Raw genomic sequence first — 19408 nt, 5'->3', positions numbered from 1 at the left:
GCCGGATCGTGCATTTTATTCAACAGTCCCCGCACTCGCTTGCGCTTTCCATCCGGCCCTCGGCAAGCAACAATCACGCAGCGCCCACTTTCAGGAATCAGATATGAGCATCGAAAGCATTGTCGACTTCAGCGAAGCCACTACTGCAGCGGAGCGTTTCACGCCTGCGGCTGAAAAGATCCTCAAGGGCGAGCCGAACCAGACGGTTTACAACCATTACAACAGTCCGTGCGGGCAGCTGAATGCAGGCGTCTGGGAAGGGGAAGTCGGTCAGTGGAAAGTGAATTACACCGAGCACGAGTACTGTGAAATCGTGCAGGGCGTCTCGGTCCTTCGTGACGAAGCAGGCAAGTCGAAAACCCTGCGCGCGGGTGACCGTTTTGTGATTCCTGCCGGGTTCAAGGGTACGTGGGAAGTGCTGGAAGCATGCCGCAAGATCTATGTGGTGTTCGAACAGAAGGCCTGAGCGTCAGGTGACCGACTTTATTTCACCCACAAAAAAGCCCGCATCGCTGCGGGCTTTTTTGTAAGACGCAAAAATCAATTACTTGATTTTGGCTTCTTTGTAGATCACGTGCTTACGAACAACCGGATCGAATTTTTTAATTTCGATTTTGTCCGGAGTCGTGCGCTTGTTCTTGTCGGTGGTGTAGAAGTGGCCGGTGTTAGCGGTCGACACCAAACGGATCAATTCACGCATGATTTTCTCCCTTAAACCTTAGCGCCAGCACGGCGGATTTCGGCCAGAACAACCGTGATACCACGCTTGTCGATGATGCGCATGCCTTTGGCAGATACGCGCAGACGTACGAAGCGTTTCTCTTCTTCAACCCAGAAGCGGTGATGCTGCAGGTTTGGCAGGAAACGACGACGGGTTTTGTTGTTTGCGTGGGAAATGTTATTCCCGGTTACCGGACCCTTACCGGTAACTTGACATACTCTCGACATGCCTCAGCCCTCTAAAACCACATGCCCAACCCGGCATGGGTTGGCCGCTTAATCTCTCAGTCATTTGGCGCCAGGCGCCGCGTTTCTTCAGGGGTCTTACCGGCCACACCTGCGGTGAAGGCAGCGGGCCCCTAGAAAAGAGCGCTGCTTTATACCAGAAACCCCCCGGTGCAACAACACAAACCACGAATTGCCTGCCAGATAACCCGACCTTATACCCGGCAAGGCCAGCGGCGTTAGGCGCGGCGGGAAATATACCACTCGTCGCGCCGTGGCGATTGTTCTGCGCCAATCGATGGTCTAGGGTTACTGACTCTCCAGACTGCGCCGGCAGATGGGCTCTCTCTGAAAGGAAAATCGCCATGCGCCTAGCCGTTCTACCCCTATTGCTCGCGTCCCTGTCTGCGCCATTGCTGGCTCAGGCGGCGGCGACGCTGAGCGTCTGCACGGAAGCCAGCCCTGAAGGCTTTGACGTGGTGCAGTACAACTCGCTGACCACCACCAATGCTTCGGCCGACGTGCTGATGAATCGCCTGGTGGATTATGACGCCAAGGACGCCAAGCTGGTTCCGAGCCTGGCGCAGAACTGGAGCGTGTCGCCTGACGGGCTGACCTATGACTTCAAACTGCGCGCCGGCGTGAAATTCCATCACACCGACTACTTCACCCCGACGCGCGAGCTCAACGCTGACGACGTGGTGTTCAGCTTCAAGCGCATGCTCGATCCGGCCAATCCATGGAATAAGGTCGCCGCGCAGGGCTTCCCCCACGCGCAGTCGATGCAATGGCCATCGCTCATCAAGAAAGTCGAGGCGACCGATGCCACCACAGTGCGCATCACCCTGGACCACCCGGATGCGACCTTTCTGGCGACGCTCAGCATGGGTTTCGCTTCTATCTATTCTGCCGAGTACACCGCGCAGCTATTGAAGGCCGGCACCCCGGAGAAGCTCAACAGTCAGCCGATCGGCACAGGGCCCTTTGTCTTCAAGCGCTTCCAGAAAGACTCGGTAGTACGTTACGAGGCCAATCCGGATTATTTCGCCGGCAAGCCGGCCGTTGATGCGCTGATCTACGCGATTACGCCGGACGCCAACGTTCGCCTGCAACGTATTCGCCGCAATGAGTGCCAGGTTGCCCTGTCGCCGAAGCCGATGGATGTTGCTGAAGCCGGCAAGGATTCGAACCTGAAGGTCGAAAAGACAGACGCCTTCATGACCGCTTTCCTGGCGATCAACAGTCAGCATCCCCCGCTCGATAAGCCGGAAGTGCGTCAGGCAATTAACCTGGCATTCGACAAAGACACGTACCTGAAAGCGGTATTCGAGGGCTCGGCGCGCCCGGCCAACGGTCCGTATCCGCCTAATACCTGGGGCTACGCCAGTGACCTGCCTGGCTACAAGCACGACGTGGCGAAAGCCAGGGATCTGCTGGCCAAGGCCGGTCTGAAAGACGGCTTCAAGACGACGATCTGGACTCGGCCGTCGGGTAGCTTGCTCAACCCCAACCCGAACGCAGGTGCGCAGTTGCTGCAGAACGACTTGGCCGCGGTAGGGATCAAGGCGGAAATCAAAGTTATCGAATGGGGCGAGCTGATTCGCCGCGCCAAGACCGGCGAGCACGACCTGCTCTTCATGGGCTGGTCGGGGGATAACGGCGATCCGGATAACTTCTTGACGCCGCAGTTCTCCTGCGCCGCGGTCAAATCCGGCACCAACTTCGCGCGCTACTGCGATGAAGGCCTGGACAAGTTGATCAGCCAGGGCAAGGCGGTGACCGATCAGGCACAGCGCAGCAAGTTGTATCACCAAGCTCAAGAGCAGATCCAGAAGCAGGCATTGTGGCTGCCGCTTGCGCATCCAACGGCTTATGCGCTGCTGCGCAAGAACGTCGAGGGCTACAGCGTGAGCCCGTTTGGTCGTCAGGATTTCTCCAAGGTGACCGTGAAGTAATTCGCGAGAAACTATTGAAGGTTGTATTGGAGGGGACTGATTTATTTACAGCGCTTCACCGTAAATTAATCTGTCCCCGCTTTAAGCATCAACGACATGCCGCCTTAGCCTTTGATCTTGATACGCAGATTCCTCACCCCGCTGAACTCGACTTCGGCGTGGGCACACTCCGCTCTCGGGGACAGATTCATTTACGGTGAAGCTTTGTAAATAAATCAGTCCCCTTTCAGTACTAGTCCCCTTTCAGTACTTCGTAGGACCGGCTTCAGCCGGGAAGAGGCCGGTTTGCACACCGCTAGTTTGCGGTGTGACTGCCGATGCCTTCCCGGCTAAAGCCGGTCCTACATTCGTTCGGCGGCCAGCCCCAGAATCTCGGTGATTAGCCAGTCCTGAAGCCACTACATCAACCCATACTCAACCATCGACAGCGGATCGCCGTCGCCGATGATCAAATGATCCAGCACCACCACGTCCACCAGCGCCAGCGCCTGTTTCAGGTGCCGCGTCAGATCGATATCGGCTTCGCTGGCGTCTTTTACGCCGGAGGGGTGATTGTGACAAAGGATCAATCCCGCCGAGTTGTGGGCCAATGCCCGCTTGACCACCTGCCGCGCGTGAACATGCGCCGTGTTGATCGAGCCGTGAAACAACACTTCGAAGGTCTGAACCCGGTTCTTGCTGTCCAGAAACAGGCAACCAAAGACTTCATGGGGCTCGTGCCTTAACAGCGCCTTGAGGTAACGACGCACCTGCGTCGGGTTTTCCAGCACAGAATCGCGCTTCAAATCCTCGCCCATGTTGCGCCGGGCCATTTCCATGACCGCCTGCAATTGCGCGAACTTGGCGGGTCCCAGACCCAGCTCGCTGCTGAACGCCGTCAGGTTGGCTTCGAGCAATGCACGCAGGCTGCCGAACTGATTCAAAAGGTGCCGGGCCAGGTCCACGGCACTTCTGCCCGAGACGCCCGTGCGCAAGAAAATCGCCAGCAATTCAGCGTCCGACAGACTCGACGCCCCCCGTTCCAGCAGCTTCTCCCGCGGACGCTCTGCCGCCGGCCAATCGCGAATACTCATAGCAGCTCCCTGTCTGTGGCGCCGCTGTTCCCGTGCGGTCGCTGTGCTATCTTAGCCGCTCTTTTTTGCGCGACAGTCAGGCCTGGGGAGGCTAATGATTGCCGCGTGTTAACCGACCTTAAGGCAGGCCTATGCAGCGGCTGTATCGAAAACGCATCGTTCTCGGCGTCGGCGGTGGCATCGCGGCCTACAAGAGCGCCGAACTGGTCCGCCGTTTGCGCGACCACGGTGCAGAAGTCCGTGTCGTCATGACCAAAGGCGGCGCCGAGTTTATTACCCCGCTGACCATGCAGGCCTTGTCCGGCCATCCGGTTCACCTTGATTTGCTCGACCCCGCAGCCGAAGCCGCCATGGGCCATATCGAGCTGGCCAAGTGGGCCGACATGATCCTCATCGCACCGGGCACCGCCGACCTCATGGCCCGCCTGGCCCAAGGCATTGCCAACGATCTGCTGACCACCGTGGTGCTGGCGACCGATGCCATCGTTGCCGTCGCACCCGCGATGAATCAGGCGATGTGGCGCGACCCCTCCGTGCAGGCCAATCTGCAACTGCTCGAACAGCGCGGTCTGCGCATGTTCGGTCCGGCCAGCGGCAGCCAGGCCTGTGGAGACGTCGGCTACGGGCGCATGCTCGAACCCAATGACCTGGCGCAATCGGCCGCCGATTGCTTTCAGCGCCTGACGCTGACCGGCAAGCACGTGTTGATCACCGCCGGCCCGACTCAGGAAAACATCGATCCGGTTCGCTACATCACCAACCACAGCTCCGGAAAAATGGGCTTCGCCCTGGCCGAAGCCGCTGCCGAAGCGGGCGCGCGGGTCACCCTGATCACTGGCCCGGTGAACCTGCAAACACCTGACCGAGTGTCGCGTGTCGACGTCGTCAGCGCCCGCGACATGCTCGCCGCCTGCGAAGACGCCATGCCTTGCGATCTCTTCATCGCCTCCGCAGCCGTCGCGGACTACCGGCCGGAAGTCGTCGCCACGCAGAAATTAAAGAAAGATCCCACCACCGGTGATGGTCTTCTGCTGCAGATGGTCCGCAACCCGGACATTCTCGCCACCCTCGCCCAGCGCCCGGATCGCCCGTTCAGCGTCGGCTTCGCGGCCGAAACCGAACACCTGCTCGATTACGCCGCACGCAAGCTCAAGGACAAGAACCTTGATCTGATCGTCGCCAATGACGTCGCCAATCCCAGCATTGGCTTCAACAGCGAAGAAAACGCCTGCAGCGTGATCGACCGAGCGTTGCAAGCGACGCTCTTCGCCCAGACCAGCAAAGCCAAGATCGCGCGGCAGCTGGTGACTTTTATCGCCGATCGCATGAACCAGGTTTAATCACGAATGCACGCTCTACAAGCCAAGATCCTCGACCCTCGCATTGGCAGCGAATTTCCGCTTCCCGCGTACGCCACTTCAGGCTCGGCCGGCCTGGACCTGCGCGCCATGCTGAAAGAAGACACGCTGCTCGAACCCGGCCAAACCCTCCTGATTCCTACCGGGCTGTCGATATACATCGCAGACCCTGGCCTGGCTGCACTGATCCTGCCGCGCTCGGGCCTGGGGCATAAACACGGCATCGTGCTGGGCAACCTGGTGGGCCTGATCGACTCCGATTATCAAGGCGAGCTGATGGTTTCCTGCTGGAACCGCGGCCAGACCGCTTTCAATATCTCCATCGGCGAGCGTCTGGCTCAGCTTGTACTGGTGCCGGTGGTGCAGGCGCAGTTTGAAATCGTCGAAGAGTTCGATGAAAGTCAGCGCGGCGCTGGCGGCTTCGGTCACTCCGGCAGCCACTGATCCCGCAAAAAACAACCACTTTGGCTAACGCATCGCTTGTGGCCTGACGTGCTTTAAGCGGTGCGAACACAACAAGAACGCGTCAGGACGACCCAGAAGGGAGAGTTAGTTTGAAAGGCATCAAACGCACAGCCAAAGTGACCCCCGCTCCGGAAACAACCGACGCGCTCAGTAAAGACGCCAATCTGAGTTTGGCGAGTCCCGGCCTCATTCCTGCACTCATCGGCCTGATCGCGGCAATGGTGCTGGTGTGGCTTGCCATTCAAAGCCAGCCGCAGCAACAGGAGCAGCTGGTTCAGGCTTGGGGCAGCGCGCAAGCCGGGGCCGTCAACAAGGCACTGCGTCAGATCAACGCTGACACCCAGGCCGCTGCAATGGACCCCACGCTGAACCAGGCCTTGTCGAGCAGCAATCCGTCGCTCATCGAAAGCGCGCAAAACCAACTGCGGTACCGCGACGGCGTGGTGGGCGCACGGCTCAACCCTATGGGGTTCAACAGCGTAGACACCCAAAGCGCTCTGCCGATCAGCTTCGCCACGCTGGACATGCTGACCAAGGCCGGCAAGGGTGAAATGCCGGCGCCCGAAGCGCGCAAGGTTAGCGACACATGGCTGATCTACAGCGCCGCGCCCCTGCGCATGGCGCCAAACGCGCCGATCACCGGCACGCTGCTGCTGGCGTTCAATCCGCAGCGCCTGATCGCCGCACTCCCCGAGACCCCCACCGATGTGGGTCAGGTGGTACTCGTTCAACAGTTCGGTACCGCCACTGCGCAGACTTTTCTCACCCGTGGCGAAGACGATGGCAGCCGTGCACAGGAATTCTCCACCGGCTACCCCAACTGGAAACTGACCTTTGCCGCCGGCTCCGCGCTGCAAGGCTCCACGCCCTGGCTGATGCTGCTGCTCGCCTTGCTGGTTGCCGCCGGTGCGATGCTGCTAGCGCTCTATCTGAACGAGAGTGCGCTCAAGCGCCGGGTCGCGGCTGACGCGCGGCAGCTTGAGCAACTGCTGCAAGAGCTCTCTGGGGGCAAGGCCGTCAAGGCCTTCAGCATGAGTCTGCCCGCGTTGAACGGGCTCGCCCAGAGCCTCGCGCGATTCTCGCTGCGCAATAGTCCGACGGGCGCGGCGTCGGATCAAGCATCGAAATCCGGCGCCCCCCTGCAGGGTCCTGCACCGGGCCTGCCTGTGGTGTCGGAGGAAGACCAGTTGACCGACCCGCTGTTCCAGGACACCGATATTCTTGACCTCGACTTGATCGATGACCCCCAGGATCTCACGCAGCCGGAGCCCTCCCGCGCCATGAGCAGCAGCGTCTCCAGCGCCCCGCCATTTCCCGAAACGATATTTCGCGCCTATGACATCCGCGGCATTGTTGGCGATACGCTGAACGCCGAAACCGCCTACTGGATCGGCCGAGCCGTCGGCGCAGAAAGCCTGGCGCAGGGCGAGCCGCATGTTTCGGTGGGCCGCGACGGGCGACTTTCAGGCCCTGAGCTGGTCGCGAACCTGATCAAGGGCCTGCACGACAGCGGCTGCCACGTCAGCGACATCGGCCTGGTGCCCACGCCGGCGCTGTACTACGCCACCCACGTGCTGGCGGGCAAAACAGGCGTCATGCTAACGGGCAGTCACAACCCGAAGGATTACAACGGCTTCAAGATCGTCATTGCCGGCGACACCCTGGCAGACGAGCAGATTCAGGCATTGCACGAACGCATCAAGGCCAATGACCTGCCGTCCGCCAAAGGCAGCATCATCAAGGTCAATATCCTCGACCGTTATGCCAGCCAGATCATTGGCGATGTCGTGCTCGCGCGGCGCATGAAAGTGGTGGTGGACTGCGGCAACGGCGTCGGCGGCGTCATCGCCCCGCAATTGATCGAAGCGCTGAATTGCGAAGTCATCCCGCTGCACTGCGAGGTCGACGGCAATTTCCCCAATCATCACCCTGATCCTGGCAAGCCGGAGAACCTTCAGGACCTGATCGCCAAGGTACGGGAAACCGGTGCCGATCTGGGCCTGGCGTTCGACGGTGATGCCGATCGTGTCGGTGTCGTGACCAACACCGGCACCATCATCTATCCTGACCGTCTGCTGATGCTGTTTGCCCGCGATGTGGTCAAGCGCAACCCCGGGGCCGACGTGATTTTCGACGTCAAATGCACACGCCGCCTGATACCGTTGATCCACGAATACGGCGGCCGCCCGGTTATGTGGAAGACTGGGCATTCGTTGATCAAGAAGAAGATGAAAGAAAACGGCGCGCTGCTGGCAGGCGAGATGAGCGGTCACATCTTCTTCAAGGAGCGTTGGTTCGGCTTCGACGACGGTATCTACAGCGCGGCGCGTCTGCTGGAGATCCTCAGTCAGGAAAAACTCAGCGCCGAGGAGCTTTTCCAGACCTTTCCAAACGATCTTTCAACGCCCGAGATCAACATCAAAGTCACCGAGACCCGCAAGTTCAGCATCATGGAAGCGCTGGAGCGCGACGCCCAGTGGGGCAATGCCAACCTCACCAGCATCGATGGTGTGCGGGTTGATTATCCGAAAGGCTGGGGCCTGGTTCGCGCGTCCAACACCACCCCGGTGCTGGTATTGCGCTTCGAGGCCGAAACCGAGCTCGAGCTGCAACGGATCAAGGACGTCTTCCACACCCAGTTGAAACACGTAGCACCGGATCTAGAACTTCCTTTTTGACCCTATTTTGAGTGGAGCCCAAATGACCCTCGAACGTGATGCCGCAGCCAATGCCGCCAAGGTCCTCTCCGAAGCGTTGCCCTACATCCGACGCTTTGTCGGCAAGACGCTTGTTATCAAATACGGCGGCAACGCCATGGAGAGTGACGAGCTGAAAACCGGCTTCGCCCGCGACATCGTGCTGATGAAGGCGGTGGGCATCAACCCGGTCGTGGTTCACGGCGGCGGCCCTCAGATCGGCGACCTGCTCAAGCGTCTGTCTATCGAAAGCCACTTCGTCGACGGCATGCGCGTGACCGATGCAGAAACCATGGACGTGGTGGAAATGGTGCTCGGCGGCCAGGTCAACAAGGACATCGTCAACCTGATCAACCGCCACGGCGGCAGCGCGATCGGCCTGACCGGTAAAGACGCGCAGCTGATTCGCGCGAAAAAAATGAACGTCACGCGCCAGACCCCGGACATGCTCAAGCCGGAAATCATTGACATCGGCCATGTGGGTGAAGTCGTCGGCATCAACACCGACCTGCTGAACATGCTGGTGAAAGGCGATTTCATTCCGGTGATTGCGCCGATTGGCGTGGGCGCGGATGGCGAGTCGTACAACATCAACGCCGATCTGGTGGCAGGCAAGGTCGCTGAAGCCTTGAAGGCTGAAAAGCTGATGCTGCTGACCAACATTGCCGGCTTGATGGACAAGGAAGGCAAAGTGCTGACCGGCCTGACCACCGAGCAGGTGAATAGCTTGATTGCCGACGGCACCATCTACGGCGGGATGCTGCCGAAGATCCGCTGCGCACTGGAGGCGGTTCAGGGCGGGGTCAACACTTCGCACATCATCGACGGCCGTGTGCCGAATGCCGTGCTGCTGGAGATCTTCACCGATACCGGCGTCGGCACGCTGATCAGCAATCGCAAGCGTCACTGATTGCGGCTGCAAAAAGCCCCACGCGGCTCACTGCCAGGTGGGGCTTTTTTACAGCCGCGTTTTAGCGGCGTCCAAGAGCGGTGATCACCGACCTAGCAACTTCTGCAGCCGCGCTCGATCTTGCGCAAACTCGGCCTCGGCCTGGGTTCGCGCCGTCTGATAGCGCAGGATGTCGACTTTCAGGTTCTGCTGCTGATCACGCAGATCATCCATCTGATCCAGCAGCGTCTTCGGCACCGGGTGCCCTGCCCGCTCTTGATCAGCTGCCTGTGTCTGCAGCGTGCCTTGCTGGGTAACGAGATTCTGGATATTGCCTTGCGCCACAACGATCAGGCCATCGAGTTCGGCGAGTCGACGACTCTTCGCCCGGTCGACGTCCTCAACGCTGCTGTACAGCCGCAGCAGATGCGCATCGGCATCGGATTGCAGCTTGGCGGCCTGGGCATCACGCAACTCATCGGCGGACGGTGCAGGCGGTATGGTCTGCACCACGCGGCCGCGCTGATTGAGCACTTCATAACCCTTGCCGACGTACTCCGGCGGCACGCCTTGACGATCGAGCACGGTTACGCCGCGGCTGTCGACGTAGCGATACAGCACGATGCCCGGCGCGTCGTCCGCATGAACGCTCGCGATGCAACCCAAACCCAGAGACAGACAAAAACCCAACGTGCCCAGCTTGAGCATAACCGCATCCTTTTGGAGGCTCAGATTCCGTATTGAGCCCGGTACGCTTCGACGGCAGGCAAATGCTGCTTGAGCTGCGGATCGTCGGCCAGAAACTCCAGCACTTGATTCAACGACACGATGCTCACCACCGGAATGCCGAAATCACGCTCGACTTCCTGAATGGCAGACAGTTCGCCATTGCCGCGCTCCTGGCGGTTCAACGCGATCAGCACGCCGGCAGCGTTCGCGCTCTGGGCCTGAATGATCTGCATGACTTCGCGAATGGCGGTGCCTGCGGTGATCACGTCGTCGATGATCAGCACATTGCCGGTCAACGGCGCACCTACCAGGCTGCCGCCTTCGCCATGGGCCTTGGCCTCTTTGCGGTTGAAGCACCAAGGGAGATCGAGGCTGTGATGCTCGGCAAGGGCCACGGCCGTCGCCGCTGCAAGGGGAATACCCTTATAGGCCGGGCCGAACAGAACATCGAAGGAGATACCGCTTTCAACGACAGCGGCGGCGTAGAACTTGCCCAGCTGAGCAAGAGCGGAACCGCTGTTGAAAAGACCGGCATTGAAGAAGTAAGGACTGGTGCGTCCAGACTTCAAGGTGAACTCACCGAAGCGCAAAACTCCGCGATCGATGGCAAAACGAATGAAATCGCGTTGATACGCCTGCATGAAAAAAGCCCCGAATACCACGGATTTAGCTAATTAGGTAGAGCTCGGGTATCATACACGCACGTGATTTTTGGGGCCATTTATGCGGATCATCAGTGTGAACGTTAATGGTATTCAGGCTGCAGTCGAGCGTGGTTTGCTCAGTTGGCTGCAAGCCCAGAATGCCGACGTCATCTGCCTTCAGGACACCCGCGCCTCCGCCTTTGAACTGGACGACCCAGCCTTCCAACTGGACGGCTACTTCCTATATGCCTGCGAAGCCGAAGTGCCAGCCCAGGGTGGCGTGGCGCTTTACTCGCGGCTGCAACCGAAGGCGGTCATCAACGGTCTTGGTTTCGAGACGGCTGACCGTTACGGGCGTTACCTGCAGGCAGATTTCGACAAAGTCAGTATCGCGACCTTGCTGCTCCCTTCCGGGATGAACGGCGATGAAGACTTGAATCAGAAATTCAAGCTCATGGACGATTTCGGCAAGTACCTCGACAAGCAGCGGCGCAAACGTCGCGAGTACATTTACTGTGGCTCGCTGTACGTGGCGCAACAGAAGCTGGACATCAAAAACTGGCGCGACAGCCAGCAATCTCCAGGCTTCCTGGCACCAGAGCGTGCGTGGATGGACGAGATCGTTGGCAACATGGGTTATGTCGATGCCCTGCGCGAAGTCAGCCGCGAAGGCGATCAGTACAGCTGGTGGCCCGATAACGAACAGGCCGAGATGCTCAATCTGGGCTGGCGCTTCGATTATCAGTTGCTGACCCCGGGCCTGCGCCGTTTCGTACGCAGTGCACGCCTTCCACGCCAGCCGCGCTTCTCGCAACATGCGCCACTGATCGTGGACTACGACTGGACGCTCACTATCTAACGTTCAGTTGCTCAAAAAAAAGCCGACGTGAAGTCGGCTTTTGTTTGTCCGCAGATCAGGCAAGCGCCCGATCCTTGATCCCGCTTACTTGATTAACCGCCAGGTGAACGGATAGCGGTAGGCGACGCCGTCATTGACCTTCACGCCCGCGATGATCGTCAGCACCAGCGCGCCGACGCCCACCAGCATCAACAGCGGAAAGCCGATGATCACCACCATCAGCAAAAAACAGATCATCGCGGCAATGGCGACGGTGATCTGAAAATTGAGGGCTTCCTTGCCTTGAGCATCGATGTACGGATCAACTTCTTTCTTGAGCTGCCAGACGATCAGCGGCCCCAGCAGATTGCCGAACGGAAAGATCAGGCCGAAAAACGCCGCGAAGTGGCACAGCATTGCCCACTGACGGACTTCTTTACTCGGCGTTGGCAACGGCGACTGACTCTCGATCATCATGCTTTCCCTGTTTTGATGTAGTGCTCTGACGCAATGGAAACCGATCAGTCGGCCAGTGCCGACTGCTGCAGTTCGAAAATTTCGTTCATGCCTTTTTGAGCCAGTGCCAGCATCGCGTTCAGGTCTTCAGGCTGAAACGGCGCCCCCTCGGCTGTGCCTTGCACTTCGATGAAACCGCCCGCGCTGGTCATGACCACGTTGAGGTCAGTCTCGGCCGCGGAGTCTTCAAGGTAATCCAGGTCCAGCACCGGCTCGCCCTGATACATGCCCACTGACACTGCCGCGATCATCTGTTTCAGCGGATCGCCGCCCTTGAGGCCGCCACGCTTTTTGATGGACTTCAGCGCGTCGATCAGCGCGACCATGGAGCCGGTGATCGACGCAGTGCGCGTCCCGCCGTCCGCCTGGATGACATCGCAGTCGACGTACAAGGTGATTTCACCCAGCTTGGACATGTCCAGTGCCGCGCGCAGCGAGCGACCGATCAGGCGCTGGATCTCGAGGGTACGGCCGCCTTGCTTGCCACGACTGGCTTCGCGCTGGTTACGCTCGCCGGTGGCGCGAGGCAGCATGCCGTATTCAGCTGTCAACCAGCCCTGGCCCTGCCCCTTGAGAAAGCGCGGAACGCCGTTTTCAACGCTGACGGTGCAGATCACCTTGGTATCACCGAACTCGACCAGCACAGAACCCTCGGCGTGCTTGGTGTAGTTGCGGGTGATGCGGATCGGGCGAAGCTGATCGGCAGCGCGACCACTTGGACGTTTCATCTGGGATACCTGTACTGGGAGACGGAAAACGGTCTGCATTATAGAGGTGCAGGCACGGCTTGGGACATCTAATGACGTATTGCTCACGACGGGCGCTGCAGGTTTGCGCTGCCAGGCAGCACGATTACAACGCCGCGCATCGCTTGCGACAATGCCACATTTGGGCGCACACCCTGCACTGAGCTACAATCCTGCGCCTTTATAGCCAGTCGTTTCCCGACGATACTCTGCCGGGGATTCATCCCGGACCGGCTGTCCGCAAACGCCTGAATTTATAGAGGTACTTCCCATGGTGCACAGCATGACGGCTTTTGCCCGCGCTGAACGAGCCGGCCCACAAGGCACGCTGAGCTGGGAAATGCGCTCGGTCAATCACCGTTACCTCGAACCTCACCTGCGCCTGCCGGAATCATTTCGTGACCTCGAAGGCGCTGTGCGCGAGGCGCTGCGCCAGGGCCTTTCCCGAGGCAAGGTCGAATGCACCCTGCGCTTCACCGAAGAGACCGCAGGCAAACCGCTGCAGGTTGACCGCGAACGCGCCGGGCAACTGGTCGCGGCAGCGGAGATCGTCGCCAGCCTGATCAGTCAGCCCGCCGCGCTGAATCCGCTCGAAGTGCTGGCCTGGCCCGGTGTTCTGGTGGCCGATGCTGCCGACCCTCAAGCGCTGAACAACGACGCCCTGGCCCTGTTTAACGAGGCGCTCGATGAGCTCAAGGCTGGTCGCGCCCGCGAAGGCGCCGATCTGGCCAGGCTTCTCGACGAACGGCTCACCGCGATCAAGACTGAAGTCGCGACCTTGCGTACGCTCGTGCCGCAAATGCTCGCCGCCCAGCGCCAAAAGGTGCTCGATCGCTTTGCCGACATGAAGGCCGAGCTCGATCCGCAGCGCCTGGAACAGGAAATGGTCCTGCTGGCGCAAAAAAGTGACGTCGCCGAAGAACTCGACCGCCTGAGCACGCACGTCACTGAAGTGCGCCGCGTACTCAAGGCCGGCGGGCAAGCCGGGCGCCGGCTGGATTTCCTGATGCAGGAGCTCAACCGCGAAGCCAACACACTGGGCTCCAAAGCCTTTGACCCTCGAAGCACGCAAGCCGCCGTCAACCTCAAAGTGTTGATCGAGCAGATGCGCGAACAAGTGCAGAACATTGAGTAAGGCCACCTCCGACATGACCCACAGCACCGGCACCCTGTACATCATTTCCGCCCCATCGGGCGCGGGCAAGACCAGTCTGGTCAACGCCCTGATCAACGCTCAGCCGCAGATCCGCGTGTCGGTGTCCCACACCACCCGGGCCATGCGTCCGGGCGAAGTGGACGGCGTGAACTACCACTTCGTCGATCGCGCCGAATTCGTGCGCATGATCGAGCACGGCGATTTTCTCGAACAGGCTGAAGTCTTCGGCAATATGTACGGGACCTCGCAGAGCCGTTTGCAGCAGACGCTGGACGAAGGTCATGACCTGATTCTGGAGATCGACTGGCAAGGCGCCGAGCAGGTTCGCAAACTGATGCCCCGCGCGCGCTCGATCTTCATTCTGCCGCCAACGCAGCAAGCGCTGCGCCAGCGCCTGACCAATCGGGGTCAGGACAGCGACGAGATTATCGAAGGCCGCATGCGCGAAGCCGTCAGCGAGATGAGTCACTACGCCGAATACGATTACATTGTGATCAACGACGATTTCGCCACGGCGCTCGAAGACCTGAAAGCGATCTTCCGCGCCAACTTGCTGAGCCAGGAACACCAACAGCAGCGCCACACCGAGCTGTTGGCTCAACTGCTGGCCTGACCGGTTCTTAGGCAGCAAAACCGATCCATTCAAAATCAGCGCTTCCCTAAACGCTGGTGATTTTTTAGACTGTCGAGTCCGCTCGCCCATTCGGGCACCGCGCATATCGCATTTGCTACGAGGAATACCCATGGCCCGCGTGACCGTTGAAGACTGCCTGGAACATGTAGATAACCGTTTTGAGCTGGTCATGCTCGCCACCAAGCGCTCGCGTCAACTGGCGACCGGTGGCAAAGAGCCAAAGCTGGCATGGGAAAACGACAAGCCTACTGTAGTGGCCCTGCGTGAAATCGCTGCAGGCCTGATGGATTACGCTGTTATCGCAGAAGCCGAAATCGTTGAAGATGAACCACTGTTCGCCGCATTCGAGGACGAGTCCAGCGAGGCCGTCTAAGTCTATGCCTGGTCGACGTAGCAAGGCGCAGGGTCACAGCCTTCGGCAAGGAGATTTATCTTGCCGAGCATAGACGCCCTCGCCGATCGCCTCTCGACCTACCTCGGCGCAGACCAGGTCAATCTGGTCCGCCGGGCGTACTTCTACGCCGAACAAGCCCACGACGGCCAACGCCGTCGCAGCGGCGAAGCCTACGTCACGCATCCGCTGGCGGTGGCCAATATTCTTGCCGACATGCACATGGACCATCAGAGCCTGATGGCCGCCATGCTGCATGACGTGATCGAAGACACCGGCATCGCCAAAGAAGCGCTTTGTGCACAGTTTGGCGAAACGGTGGCCGAACTGGTCGACGGGGTCAGCAAACTGACCCAGATGAACTTCGAGACCAAAGCCGAAGCTCAGGCCGAGAACTTCCAGAAAATGGCGATGGCCATGGCGCGGGACATTCGCGTCATTCTGGTCAAGCTTGCCGACCGCCTGCATAACATGCGCACGCTGGAAGTCCTCTCCGGAGAGAAGCGCCGTCGCATCGCCAAAGAAACCCTCGAAATCTACGCCCCTATCGCCAATCGCCTTGGCATGCACAGCGTGCGTATCGAATTCGAGGACCTGGGCTTCAAGGCGATGTACCCGATGCGCTCCTCGCGCATCGGCCAGGCGGTCAAGCGCGCGCGCGGCAACCGCAAGGAGCTGGTCAACAAGATCGAAGAGTCGTTGAGCCACTGCCTTGCCGTTGACGGTATTGAAGGCGAAGTCAGCGGCCGTCAGAAGCACCTGTATGGCATCTATAAGAAGATGCGCGGCAAGCGTCGCGCCTTCAACGAGATCATGGACGTCTACGCGTTCAGGATCATCGTCGACAAGGTCGACACCTGCTATCGCGTGCTCGGCGCTGTGCACAATTTGTACAAACCGCTGCCGGGCCGCTTCAAGGATTACATCGCGATTCCGAAAGCCAACGGCTATCAATCGCTGCACACCACCCTGTTCGGTATGCATGGCGTGCCCATCGAGATCCAGATTCGTACCCGCGAAATGGAAGAGATGGCCAACAACGGTATCGCCGCGCACTGGCTGTACAAGTCGTCTGGCGATGAACAGCCGAAGAGCACCCATGCGCGGGCCCGTCAGTGGGTCAAGGGCGTGCTGGAAATGCAGCAGCGTGCGGGCAATTCGCTGGAATTCATCGAGAGCGTAAAGATCGACCTGTTCCCGGACGAGGTCTACGTGTTCACGCCGAAGGGCCGGATCATGGAGCTGCCGAAAGGCTCCACGGCGGTCGATTTTGCTTATGCCGTGCACACTGACGTCGGCAACAGCTGCATTGCCTGTCGGATCAATCGTCGGCTGGCCCCGCTTTCCGAACCGCTGCAAAGCGGCTCGACCGTCGAGATCGTCAGTGCTCCCGGGGCGCGTCCGAATCCGGCCTGGCTCAACTTCGTCGTGACCGGCAAGGCCCGTACGCACATCCGCCATGCGCTCAAACTGCAGCGCCGGTCGGAATCGATCAATCTCGGCGAGCGCCTGCTGAACAAAGTGCTCAACGGCTTCGACAGCACGCTGGAAAAGATTCCGGCCGAGCGCGTGCGCCTGATTCTTGCCGAGTATCGGGTCGAGGTCATCGAAGACCTGCTTGAGGACATTGGCCTGGGCAACCGCATGGCTTATGTGGTCGCTCGCCGATTGCTGGCCAGTGAGGGCGACCAACTGCCGAACGCAGAAGGTCCTCTGGCTATTCGTGGCACCGAAGGCCTCGTCCTCAGCTACGCCAAGTGCTGCACGCCGATTCCAGGCGACCCGATTGTCGGGCATTTGTCTGCGGGCAAAGGCATGGTCGTGCACTTGGACAACTGCCGGAACATCACGGAAGTCCGCCACAACCCCGAGAAGTGCATTCAGCTGTCTTGGGCCAAAGACGTCACCGGCGAATTCAATGTCGAGCTGCGCGTCGAACTGGAACACCAGCGCGGCCTGATCGCCCTGCTCGCCAGCAGCGTGAATGCTGCGGACGGCAATATCGAAAAAATCAGTATGGATGAACGCGATGGTCGCATCAGCGTGGTCCAACTGGTGGTCAGCGTTCACGACCGAGTGCACCTGGCCCGCGTGATCAAGAAACTGCGCGCCCTGGCCGGCGTGATCCGCATCACCCGCATGCGCGCGTAGTCAAACCGCAAACAGGAGTTTTTCATGAGCAAGACCGTCATCTCCAGCGACAAAGCCCCTGCCGCCATCGGCACCTATTCCCAGGCAATCAAGGCGGGCAACACCGTCTACATGTCGGGACAGATTCCGCTGGACCCCAAGACCATGGAGCTGGTCGAAGGCTTTGAAGCTCAGACCGTTCAGGTCTTCGAAAACCTGAAGGCTGTGGCCGAAGCTGCAGGCGGTTCGTTCAAGGACATCGTCAAACTGAATATCTTCCTCACCGACCTGAGCCACTTCGCCAAGGTCAACGAGATCATGGGCAAGTATTTTGAGCAGCCGTACCCGGCGCGCGCCGCCATTGGCGTTGCGGCGCTGCCGCGTGGCGCGCAGGTCGAAATGGACGCCATTCTGGTCATCGAGTAAATCCCGGTGCGGAGCGCAAGCCCGTTCCGCCTCCTCAGAAAAGGAAGGACTCCACCCATGCGTGTTGCGTTTGCCCTCCCGCTGCTGGTCGCACTGCTCAGCGGCTGCGCCAGCCACTCCGACAAAAGCCCGGACGGTACCTGGATCAATCAGGCCGCCATCGACGCCGCAGCCCAAGGCGGCAACCTTCGGCAGGCCCTGCTGGCTCACGGCCCGAATCTGGAATGGAACATCAACACCAAGGCCGGACAGGCCACTGCTTCCAACGGCTTCGAGCTGAGTGAAGGCAAGATCGCCAGCAATGCCGACGGCAAGTTGCGTGTCGACTTTTACGGCAATGCGTCCGATGAGTTGACCATCAAGGGTGATGACCTGGTGCAGCGCGCCAGCGACACGGGCCCCGAGCAACATTTCCGCACGCCCAAGGAAGCACCGCCGGCCGGCGCCCAACCCGGCACCAGTTTCGAGCGTGCTCTTTACACCGCCTACCTCGGCGGCAAGTGGACCATCGTCAATGGCGAAGGCCAGGGCAGCACGGTTGAGTTCCTGCCAGACGGCAGCGTCAGCGGCCTGCCGGGCAATGATCGCTATGCACTGTGCCTCGCCGGCGACTGCGCAGCCATGAGCGGTGAGTACGACAGCATGTGGCTGGAGAAGAACGAGCGCGGCAATCCGTGGATCTTCGTGCGCAACGGCAAACAGCTGGAGTTGTTCCAGGCGGTAAATAACGCCCAGGCAACTGAAATGCCGGATCTTCGCCCGGGTGAGCAGCGCTGGGTGCTCGAGAAGAACTGACTATCGCGTACGGATGGTAGGACCGGCTTCAGCCGGGAAGAGGCCAGTACCTACGACCTCAATTTCCCGGTTGTTAAGCCTGACGCCTTCCCGGCTAAGGCCGGTCCTACGAATCGACGCCAACGCGAACTAGTTCGGCTGATCTACCAGCATCGCCTCATACCCTTCCTTATAAGTCGCATAACGCGGCGTCCAGCCCAGCGACTTGGCGCGGGCGTTGCTGCAGCGCTTGCTCCCGGTGCGGCGCACGCTGTTTTCATCCGACCACTCCGTGACACCCAGACGCTGACGCATCCAGTCGACCACTTCGGCCAGCGGCGCGGGTGCATCGTCGACGCCGATATAGCAGTCTTTCAGTGCCACCTCGTCCGATGCTGCTCGCAGCAAAAACGCCAACAGCCCGGCGGCGTCATCGGCATGAATGCGGTTGCCATACAGCGGCGGGTTGGTTGCAACGGTGTAGCCCTGACGTACCCGGTTCATCAGGTCACTGCGGCCCGGACCGTAAATTCCGGTCAACCTGACAATGGTCGCTGGCACCCCACTGTCCAAGGCCACTTGCTCTGCCTCGCGCATGACCTGGCCCGAGTAACCGGTGGCTTCAACGGGTGACGTTTCATCGACCCACTCGCCTTGCTGTTGACCATAAACGCTGCTGCTGGAGACGAAAAATATCCGCTTGGGCCTCTGGCCGCTGCGCTCGCTCCAGCCCAGTACGTGCCGGAGGCCTTCAACATAAGCCGCGCGGTAACCCGCTTCATCCCGGTCAGTCGGTGTGGCGCAGTAGACCAGGTAATCGAGCCGGCCTTCCGGCCAGTGCGCGGGAATGCGGGCATCGAACAGGTCGCCGCTGACGCCGAGCACGCCTGCAGGCAGTTTCTCAACGGAGCGGCGAAGGCCGTACACCGTCCAGTCATCAGGCAACAGCTGGGACGCCAATCGGCTCCCGATGTCGCCACATCCAGCAATCAAAACGGATGGCGCTGACATGTCCAATCTCCACATCACTTATTGAATTTCAG

At 59.9% G+C, this 19408-nt stretch carries 21 protein-coding genes; 13 read left to right on the top strand and 8 right to left on the bottom strand.

Features of this window, described 5'->3' with window-relative positions:
* The first annotated feature begins 103 nt into the window (after positions 1-103).
* A complete protein-coding gene (locus tag IFT99_RS04880) occupies positions 104-466 on the top strand; it encodes a cupin domain-containing protein (protein ID WP_065988238.1) in 363 nt (120 codons plus the stop codon).
* Positions 467-544: 78 nt separating this feature from the next.
* Here IFT99_RS04880 and rpmG read toward each other — a convergent pair whose 3' ends face one another.
* Together rpmG and rpmB are read right to left on the bottom strand one after the other, a co-directional pair.
* A complete protein-coding gene (gene rpmG, locus IFT99_RS04875; RefSeq protein WP_010225867.1) occupies positions 545-700 on the bottom strand; it encodes a 50S ribosomal protein L33 in 156 nt (51 codons plus the stop codon).
* 11 nt (positions 701-711) lie between these two features.
* On the bottom strand, positions 712-948 hold the full coding sequence (gene rpmB / locus IFT99_RS04870; protein WP_037016669.1) for a 50S ribosomal protein L28: 237 nt from the start codon (positions 946-948) through the stop codon (positions 712-714).
* A 362-nt stretch (positions 949-1310) separates the two neighbouring features.
* Here rpmB and IFT99_RS04865 point away from each other — a divergent pair, with 362 nt between their 5' ends.
* Complete coding sequence (locus tag IFT99_RS04865; protein WP_192130658.1) at positions 1311-2900, top strand: ABC transporter substrate-binding protein; 1590 nt, start codon at positions 1311-1313, stop codon at positions 2898-2900.
* A 398-nt stretch (positions 2901-3298) separates the two neighbouring features.
* On the opposite strand, the gene radC is transcribed toward IFT99_RS04865, so the two are convergent.
* Positions 3299-3973 carry a RadC family protein gene (radC, locus tag IFT99_RS04860; RefSeq protein WP_065988236.1) on the bottom strand — a complete coding sequence of 225 codons (675 nt, stop codon included), beginning with the start codon at positions 3971-3973 and terminating at the stop codon, positions 3299-3301.
* Between the two features lie 131 nt (positions 3974-4104).
* On the opposite strand from radC, the gene coaBC reads away from it, so the two are divergent.
* From coaBC to argB, 4 genes are all read left to right on the top strand, one after another.
* A complete protein-coding gene (gene coaBC / locus IFT99_RS04855; protein ID WP_065988235.1) occupies positions 4105-5313 on the top strand; it encodes a bifunctional phosphopantothenoylcysteine decarboxylase/phosphopantothenate--cysteine ligase CoaBC in 1209 nt (402 codons plus the stop codon).
* Positions 5314-5319: 6 nt separating this feature from the next.
* Positions 5320-5775 carry a dUTP diphosphatase gene (gene dut / locus IFT99_RS04850; protein WP_192130657.1) on the top strand — a complete coding sequence of 152 codons (456 nt, stop codon included), beginning with the start codon at positions 5320-5322 and terminating at the stop codon, positions 5773-5775.
* A gap of 1301 nt (positions 5776-7076) precedes the next feature.
* Positions 7077-8474: a phosphomannomutase/phosphoglucomutase gene (locus tag IFT99_RS26230; RefSeq protein ID WP_244656909.1), complete on the top strand. Its 1398-nt coding sequence runs from the start codon at positions 7077-7079 to the stop codon at positions 8472-8474.
* A gap of 22 nt (positions 8475-8496) precedes the next feature.
* Positions 8497-9402: an acetylglutamate kinase gene (gene argB, locus IFT99_RS04840; protein ID WP_065988232.1), complete on the top strand. Its 906-nt coding sequence runs from the start codon at positions 8497-8499 to the stop codon at positions 9400-9402.
* Positions 9403-9486: 84 nt separating this feature from the next.
* Here the strand turns inward: argB and IFT99_RS04835 are convergent, their stop codons facing one another.
* Together IFT99_RS04835 and pyrE are read right to left on the bottom strand one after the other, a co-directional pair.
* Positions 9487-10089, bottom strand: a complete 603-nt coding sequence (locus IFT99_RS04835) for a DUF4124 domain-containing protein (protein ID WP_244656895.1) — start codon at positions 10087-10089, stop codon at positions 9487-9489.
* Between the two features lie 20 nt (positions 10090-10109).
* Positions 10110-10751 carry an orotate phosphoribosyltransferase gene (pyrE, locus tag IFT99_RS04830; protein ID WP_192130656.1) on the bottom strand — a complete coding sequence of 214 codons (642 nt, stop codon included), beginning with the start codon at positions 10749-10751 and terminating at the stop codon, positions 10110-10112.
* Between the two features lie 82 nt (positions 10752-10833).
* On the opposite strand from pyrE, the gene IFT99_RS04825 reads away from it, so the two are divergent.
* Complete coding sequence (locus IFT99_RS04825; protein ID WP_065988229.1) at positions 10834-11613, top strand: exodeoxyribonuclease III; 780 nt, start codon at positions 10834-10836, stop codon at positions 11611-11613.
* Positions 11614-11697: 84 nt separating this feature from the next.
* Here IFT99_RS04825 and IFT99_RS04820 read toward each other — a convergent pair whose 3' ends face one another.
* Both IFT99_RS04820 and rph read right to left on the bottom strand, forming a co-directional pair.
* Positions 11698-12066 (bottom strand): DUF4870 domain-containing protein, encoded by a 369-nt coding sequence (locus tag IFT99_RS04820; RefSeq protein WP_065988228.1) that lies wholly within the window; start codon positions 12064-12066, stop codon positions 11698-11700.
* Positions 12067-12113: 47 nt separating this feature from the next.
* On the bottom strand, positions 12114-12836 hold the full coding sequence (gene rph / locus IFT99_RS04815; protein WP_065988227.1) for a ribonuclease PH: 723 nt from the start codon (positions 12834-12836) through the stop codon (positions 12114-12116).
* A 289-nt stretch (positions 12837-13125) separates the two neighbouring features.
* On the opposite strand from rph, the gene IFT99_RS04810 reads away from it, so the two are divergent.
* The 6 genes from IFT99_RS04810 to IFT99_RS04785 all read left to right on the top strand — a co-directional run bounded on the left by IFT99_RS04810 (position 13126) and on the right by IFT99_RS04785 (position 18386).
* Positions 13126-13989: a YicC/YloC family endoribonuclease gene (locus IFT99_RS04810; RefSeq protein WP_192130655.1), complete on the top strand. Its 864-nt coding sequence runs from the start codon at positions 13126-13128 to the stop codon at positions 13987-13989.
* Between the two features lie 13 nt (positions 13990-14002).
* Entirely contained in the window at positions 14003-14623 is a 621-nt protein-coding gene (gene gmk / locus IFT99_RS04805) for a guanylate kinase (RefSeq protein WP_065988225.1), read from the top strand.
* Between the two features lie 130 nt (positions 14624-14753).
* Entirely contained in the window at positions 14754-15017 is a 264-nt protein-coding gene (gene rpoZ / locus IFT99_RS04800; protein ID WP_025257879.1) for a DNA-directed RNA polymerase subunit omega, read from the top strand.
* Positions 15018-15077: 60 nt separating this feature from the next.
* Complete coding sequence (spoT, locus tag IFT99_RS04795; protein WP_065988224.1) at positions 15078-17186, top strand: bifunctional GTP diphosphokinase/guanosine-3',5'-bis pyrophosphate 3'-pyrophosphohydrolase; 2109 nt, start codon at positions 15078-15080, stop codon at positions 17184-17186.
* Positions 17187-17210: 24 nt separating this feature from the next.
* Positions 17211-17591, top strand: coding sequence for a RidA family protein (locus tag IFT99_RS04790; protein WP_065988223.1), 381 nt, complete (start codon positions 17211-17213; stop codon positions 17589-17591).
* A gap of 57 nt (positions 17592-17648) precedes the next feature.
* The gene (locus IFT99_RS04785) at positions 17649-18386 is read left to right on the top strand and encodes a hypothetical protein (protein ID WP_192130654.1); all 738 of its coding nucleotides are present in this window, start codon (positions 17649-17651) and stop codon (positions 18384-18386) included.
* Between the two features lie 129 nt (positions 18387-18515).
* Here the strand turns inward: IFT99_RS04785 and IFT99_RS04780 are convergent, their stop codons facing one another.
* On the bottom strand, positions 18516-19376 hold the full coding sequence (locus IFT99_RS04780) for an SDR family oxidoreductase (protein ID WP_192130653.1): 861 nt from the start codon (positions 19374-19376) through the stop codon (positions 18516-18518).
* Positions 19377-19408 lie beyond the last annotated feature (32 nt).

The organism is Pseudomonas sp. CFBP 8772 (genome assembly GCF_014841665.1).
Lineage (GTDB): Bacteria > Pseudomonadota > Gammaproteobacteria > Pseudomonadales > Pseudomonadaceae > Aquipseudomonas > Aquipseudomonas graminis_B.
This window is presented reverse-complemented; position numbering and strand designations above follow the sequence as displayed.

Bases quoted from the DNA above. Each gene is read 5' to 3' on its own strand.
- radC (WP_065988236.1), bottom strand. From the start codon at position 3,973: ATGAGTATTCGCGATTGGCCGGCGGCAGAGCGTCCGCGGGAGAAGCTG.
- pyrE (WP_192130656.1), bottom strand. From the start codon at position 10,751: ATGCAGGCGTATCAACGCGATTTCATTCGTTTTGCCATCGATCGCGGA.
- IFT99_RS04820 (WP_065988228.1), bottom strand. From the start codon at position 12,066: ATGATCGAGAGTCAGTCGCCGTTGCCAACGCCGAGTAAAGAAGTCCGT.
- rpmB (WP_037016669.1), bottom strand. From the start codon at position 948: ATGTCGAGAGTATGTCAAGTTACCGGTAAGGGTCCGGTAACCGGGAAT.
- IFT99_RS04785 (WP_192130654.1), top strand. From the start codon at position 17,649: ATGCGTGTTGCGTTTGCCCTCCCGCTGCTGGTCGCACTGCTCAGCGGC.
- IFT99_RS04825 (WP_065988229.1), top strand. From the start codon at position 10,834: ATGCGGATCATCAGTGTGAACGTTAATGGTATTCAGGCTGCAGTCGAG.
- IFT99_RS04880 (WP_065988238.1), top strand. From the start codon at position 104: ATGAGCATCGAAAGCATTGTCGACTTCAGCGAAGCCACTACTGCAGCG.
- argB (WP_065988232.1), top strand. From the start codon at position 8,497: ATGACCCTCGAACGTGATGCCGCAGCCAATGCCGCCAAGGTCCTCTCC.
- IFT99_RS04865 (WP_192130658.1), top strand. From the start codon at position 1,311: ATGCGCCTAGCCGTTCTACCCCTATTGCTCGCGTCCCTGTCTGCGCCA.
- rpoZ (WP_025257879.1), top strand. From the start codon at position 14,754: ATGGCCCGCGTGACCGTTGAAGACTGCCTGGAACATGTAGATAACCGT.
- coaBC (WP_065988235.1), top strand. From the start codon at position 4,105: ATGCAGCGGCTGTATCGAAAACGCATCGTTCTCGGCGTCGGCGGTGGC.
- rpmG (WP_010225867.1), bottom strand. From the start codon at position 700: ATGCGTGAATTGATCCGTTTGGTGTCGACCGCTAACACCGGCCACTTC.
- rph (WP_065988227.1), bottom strand. From the start codon at position 12,836: ATGAAACGTCCAAGTGGTCGCGCTGCCGATCAGCTTCGCCCGATCCGC.
- IFT99_RS04780 (WP_192130653.1), bottom strand. From the start codon at position 19,376: ATGTCAGCGCCATCCGTTTTGATTGCTGGATGTGGCGACATCGGGAGC.
- IFT99_RS04810 (WP_192130655.1), top strand. From the start codon at position 13,126: ATGGTGCACAGCATGACGGCTTTTGCCCGCGCTGAACGAGCCGGCCCA.
- IFT99_RS26230 (WP_244656909.1), top strand. From the start codon at position 7,077: ATGAGCAGCAGCGTCTCCAGCGCCCCGCCATTTCCCGAAACGATATTT.
- IFT99_RS04835 (WP_244656895.1), bottom strand. From the start codon at position 10,089: ATGCTCAAGCTGGGCACGTTGGGTTTTTGTCTGTCTCTGGGTTTGGGT.
- dut (WP_192130657.1), top strand. From the start codon at position 5,320: ATGCACGCTCTACAAGCCAAGATCCTCGACCCTCGCATTGGCAGCGAA.
- gmk (WP_065988225.1), top strand. From the start codon at position 14,003: ATGACCCACAGCACCGGCACCCTGTACATCATTTCCGCCCCATCGGGC.
- IFT99_RS04790 (WP_065988223.1), top strand. From the start codon at position 17,211: ATGAGCAAGACCGTCATCTCCAGCGACAAAGCCCCTGCCGCCATCGGC.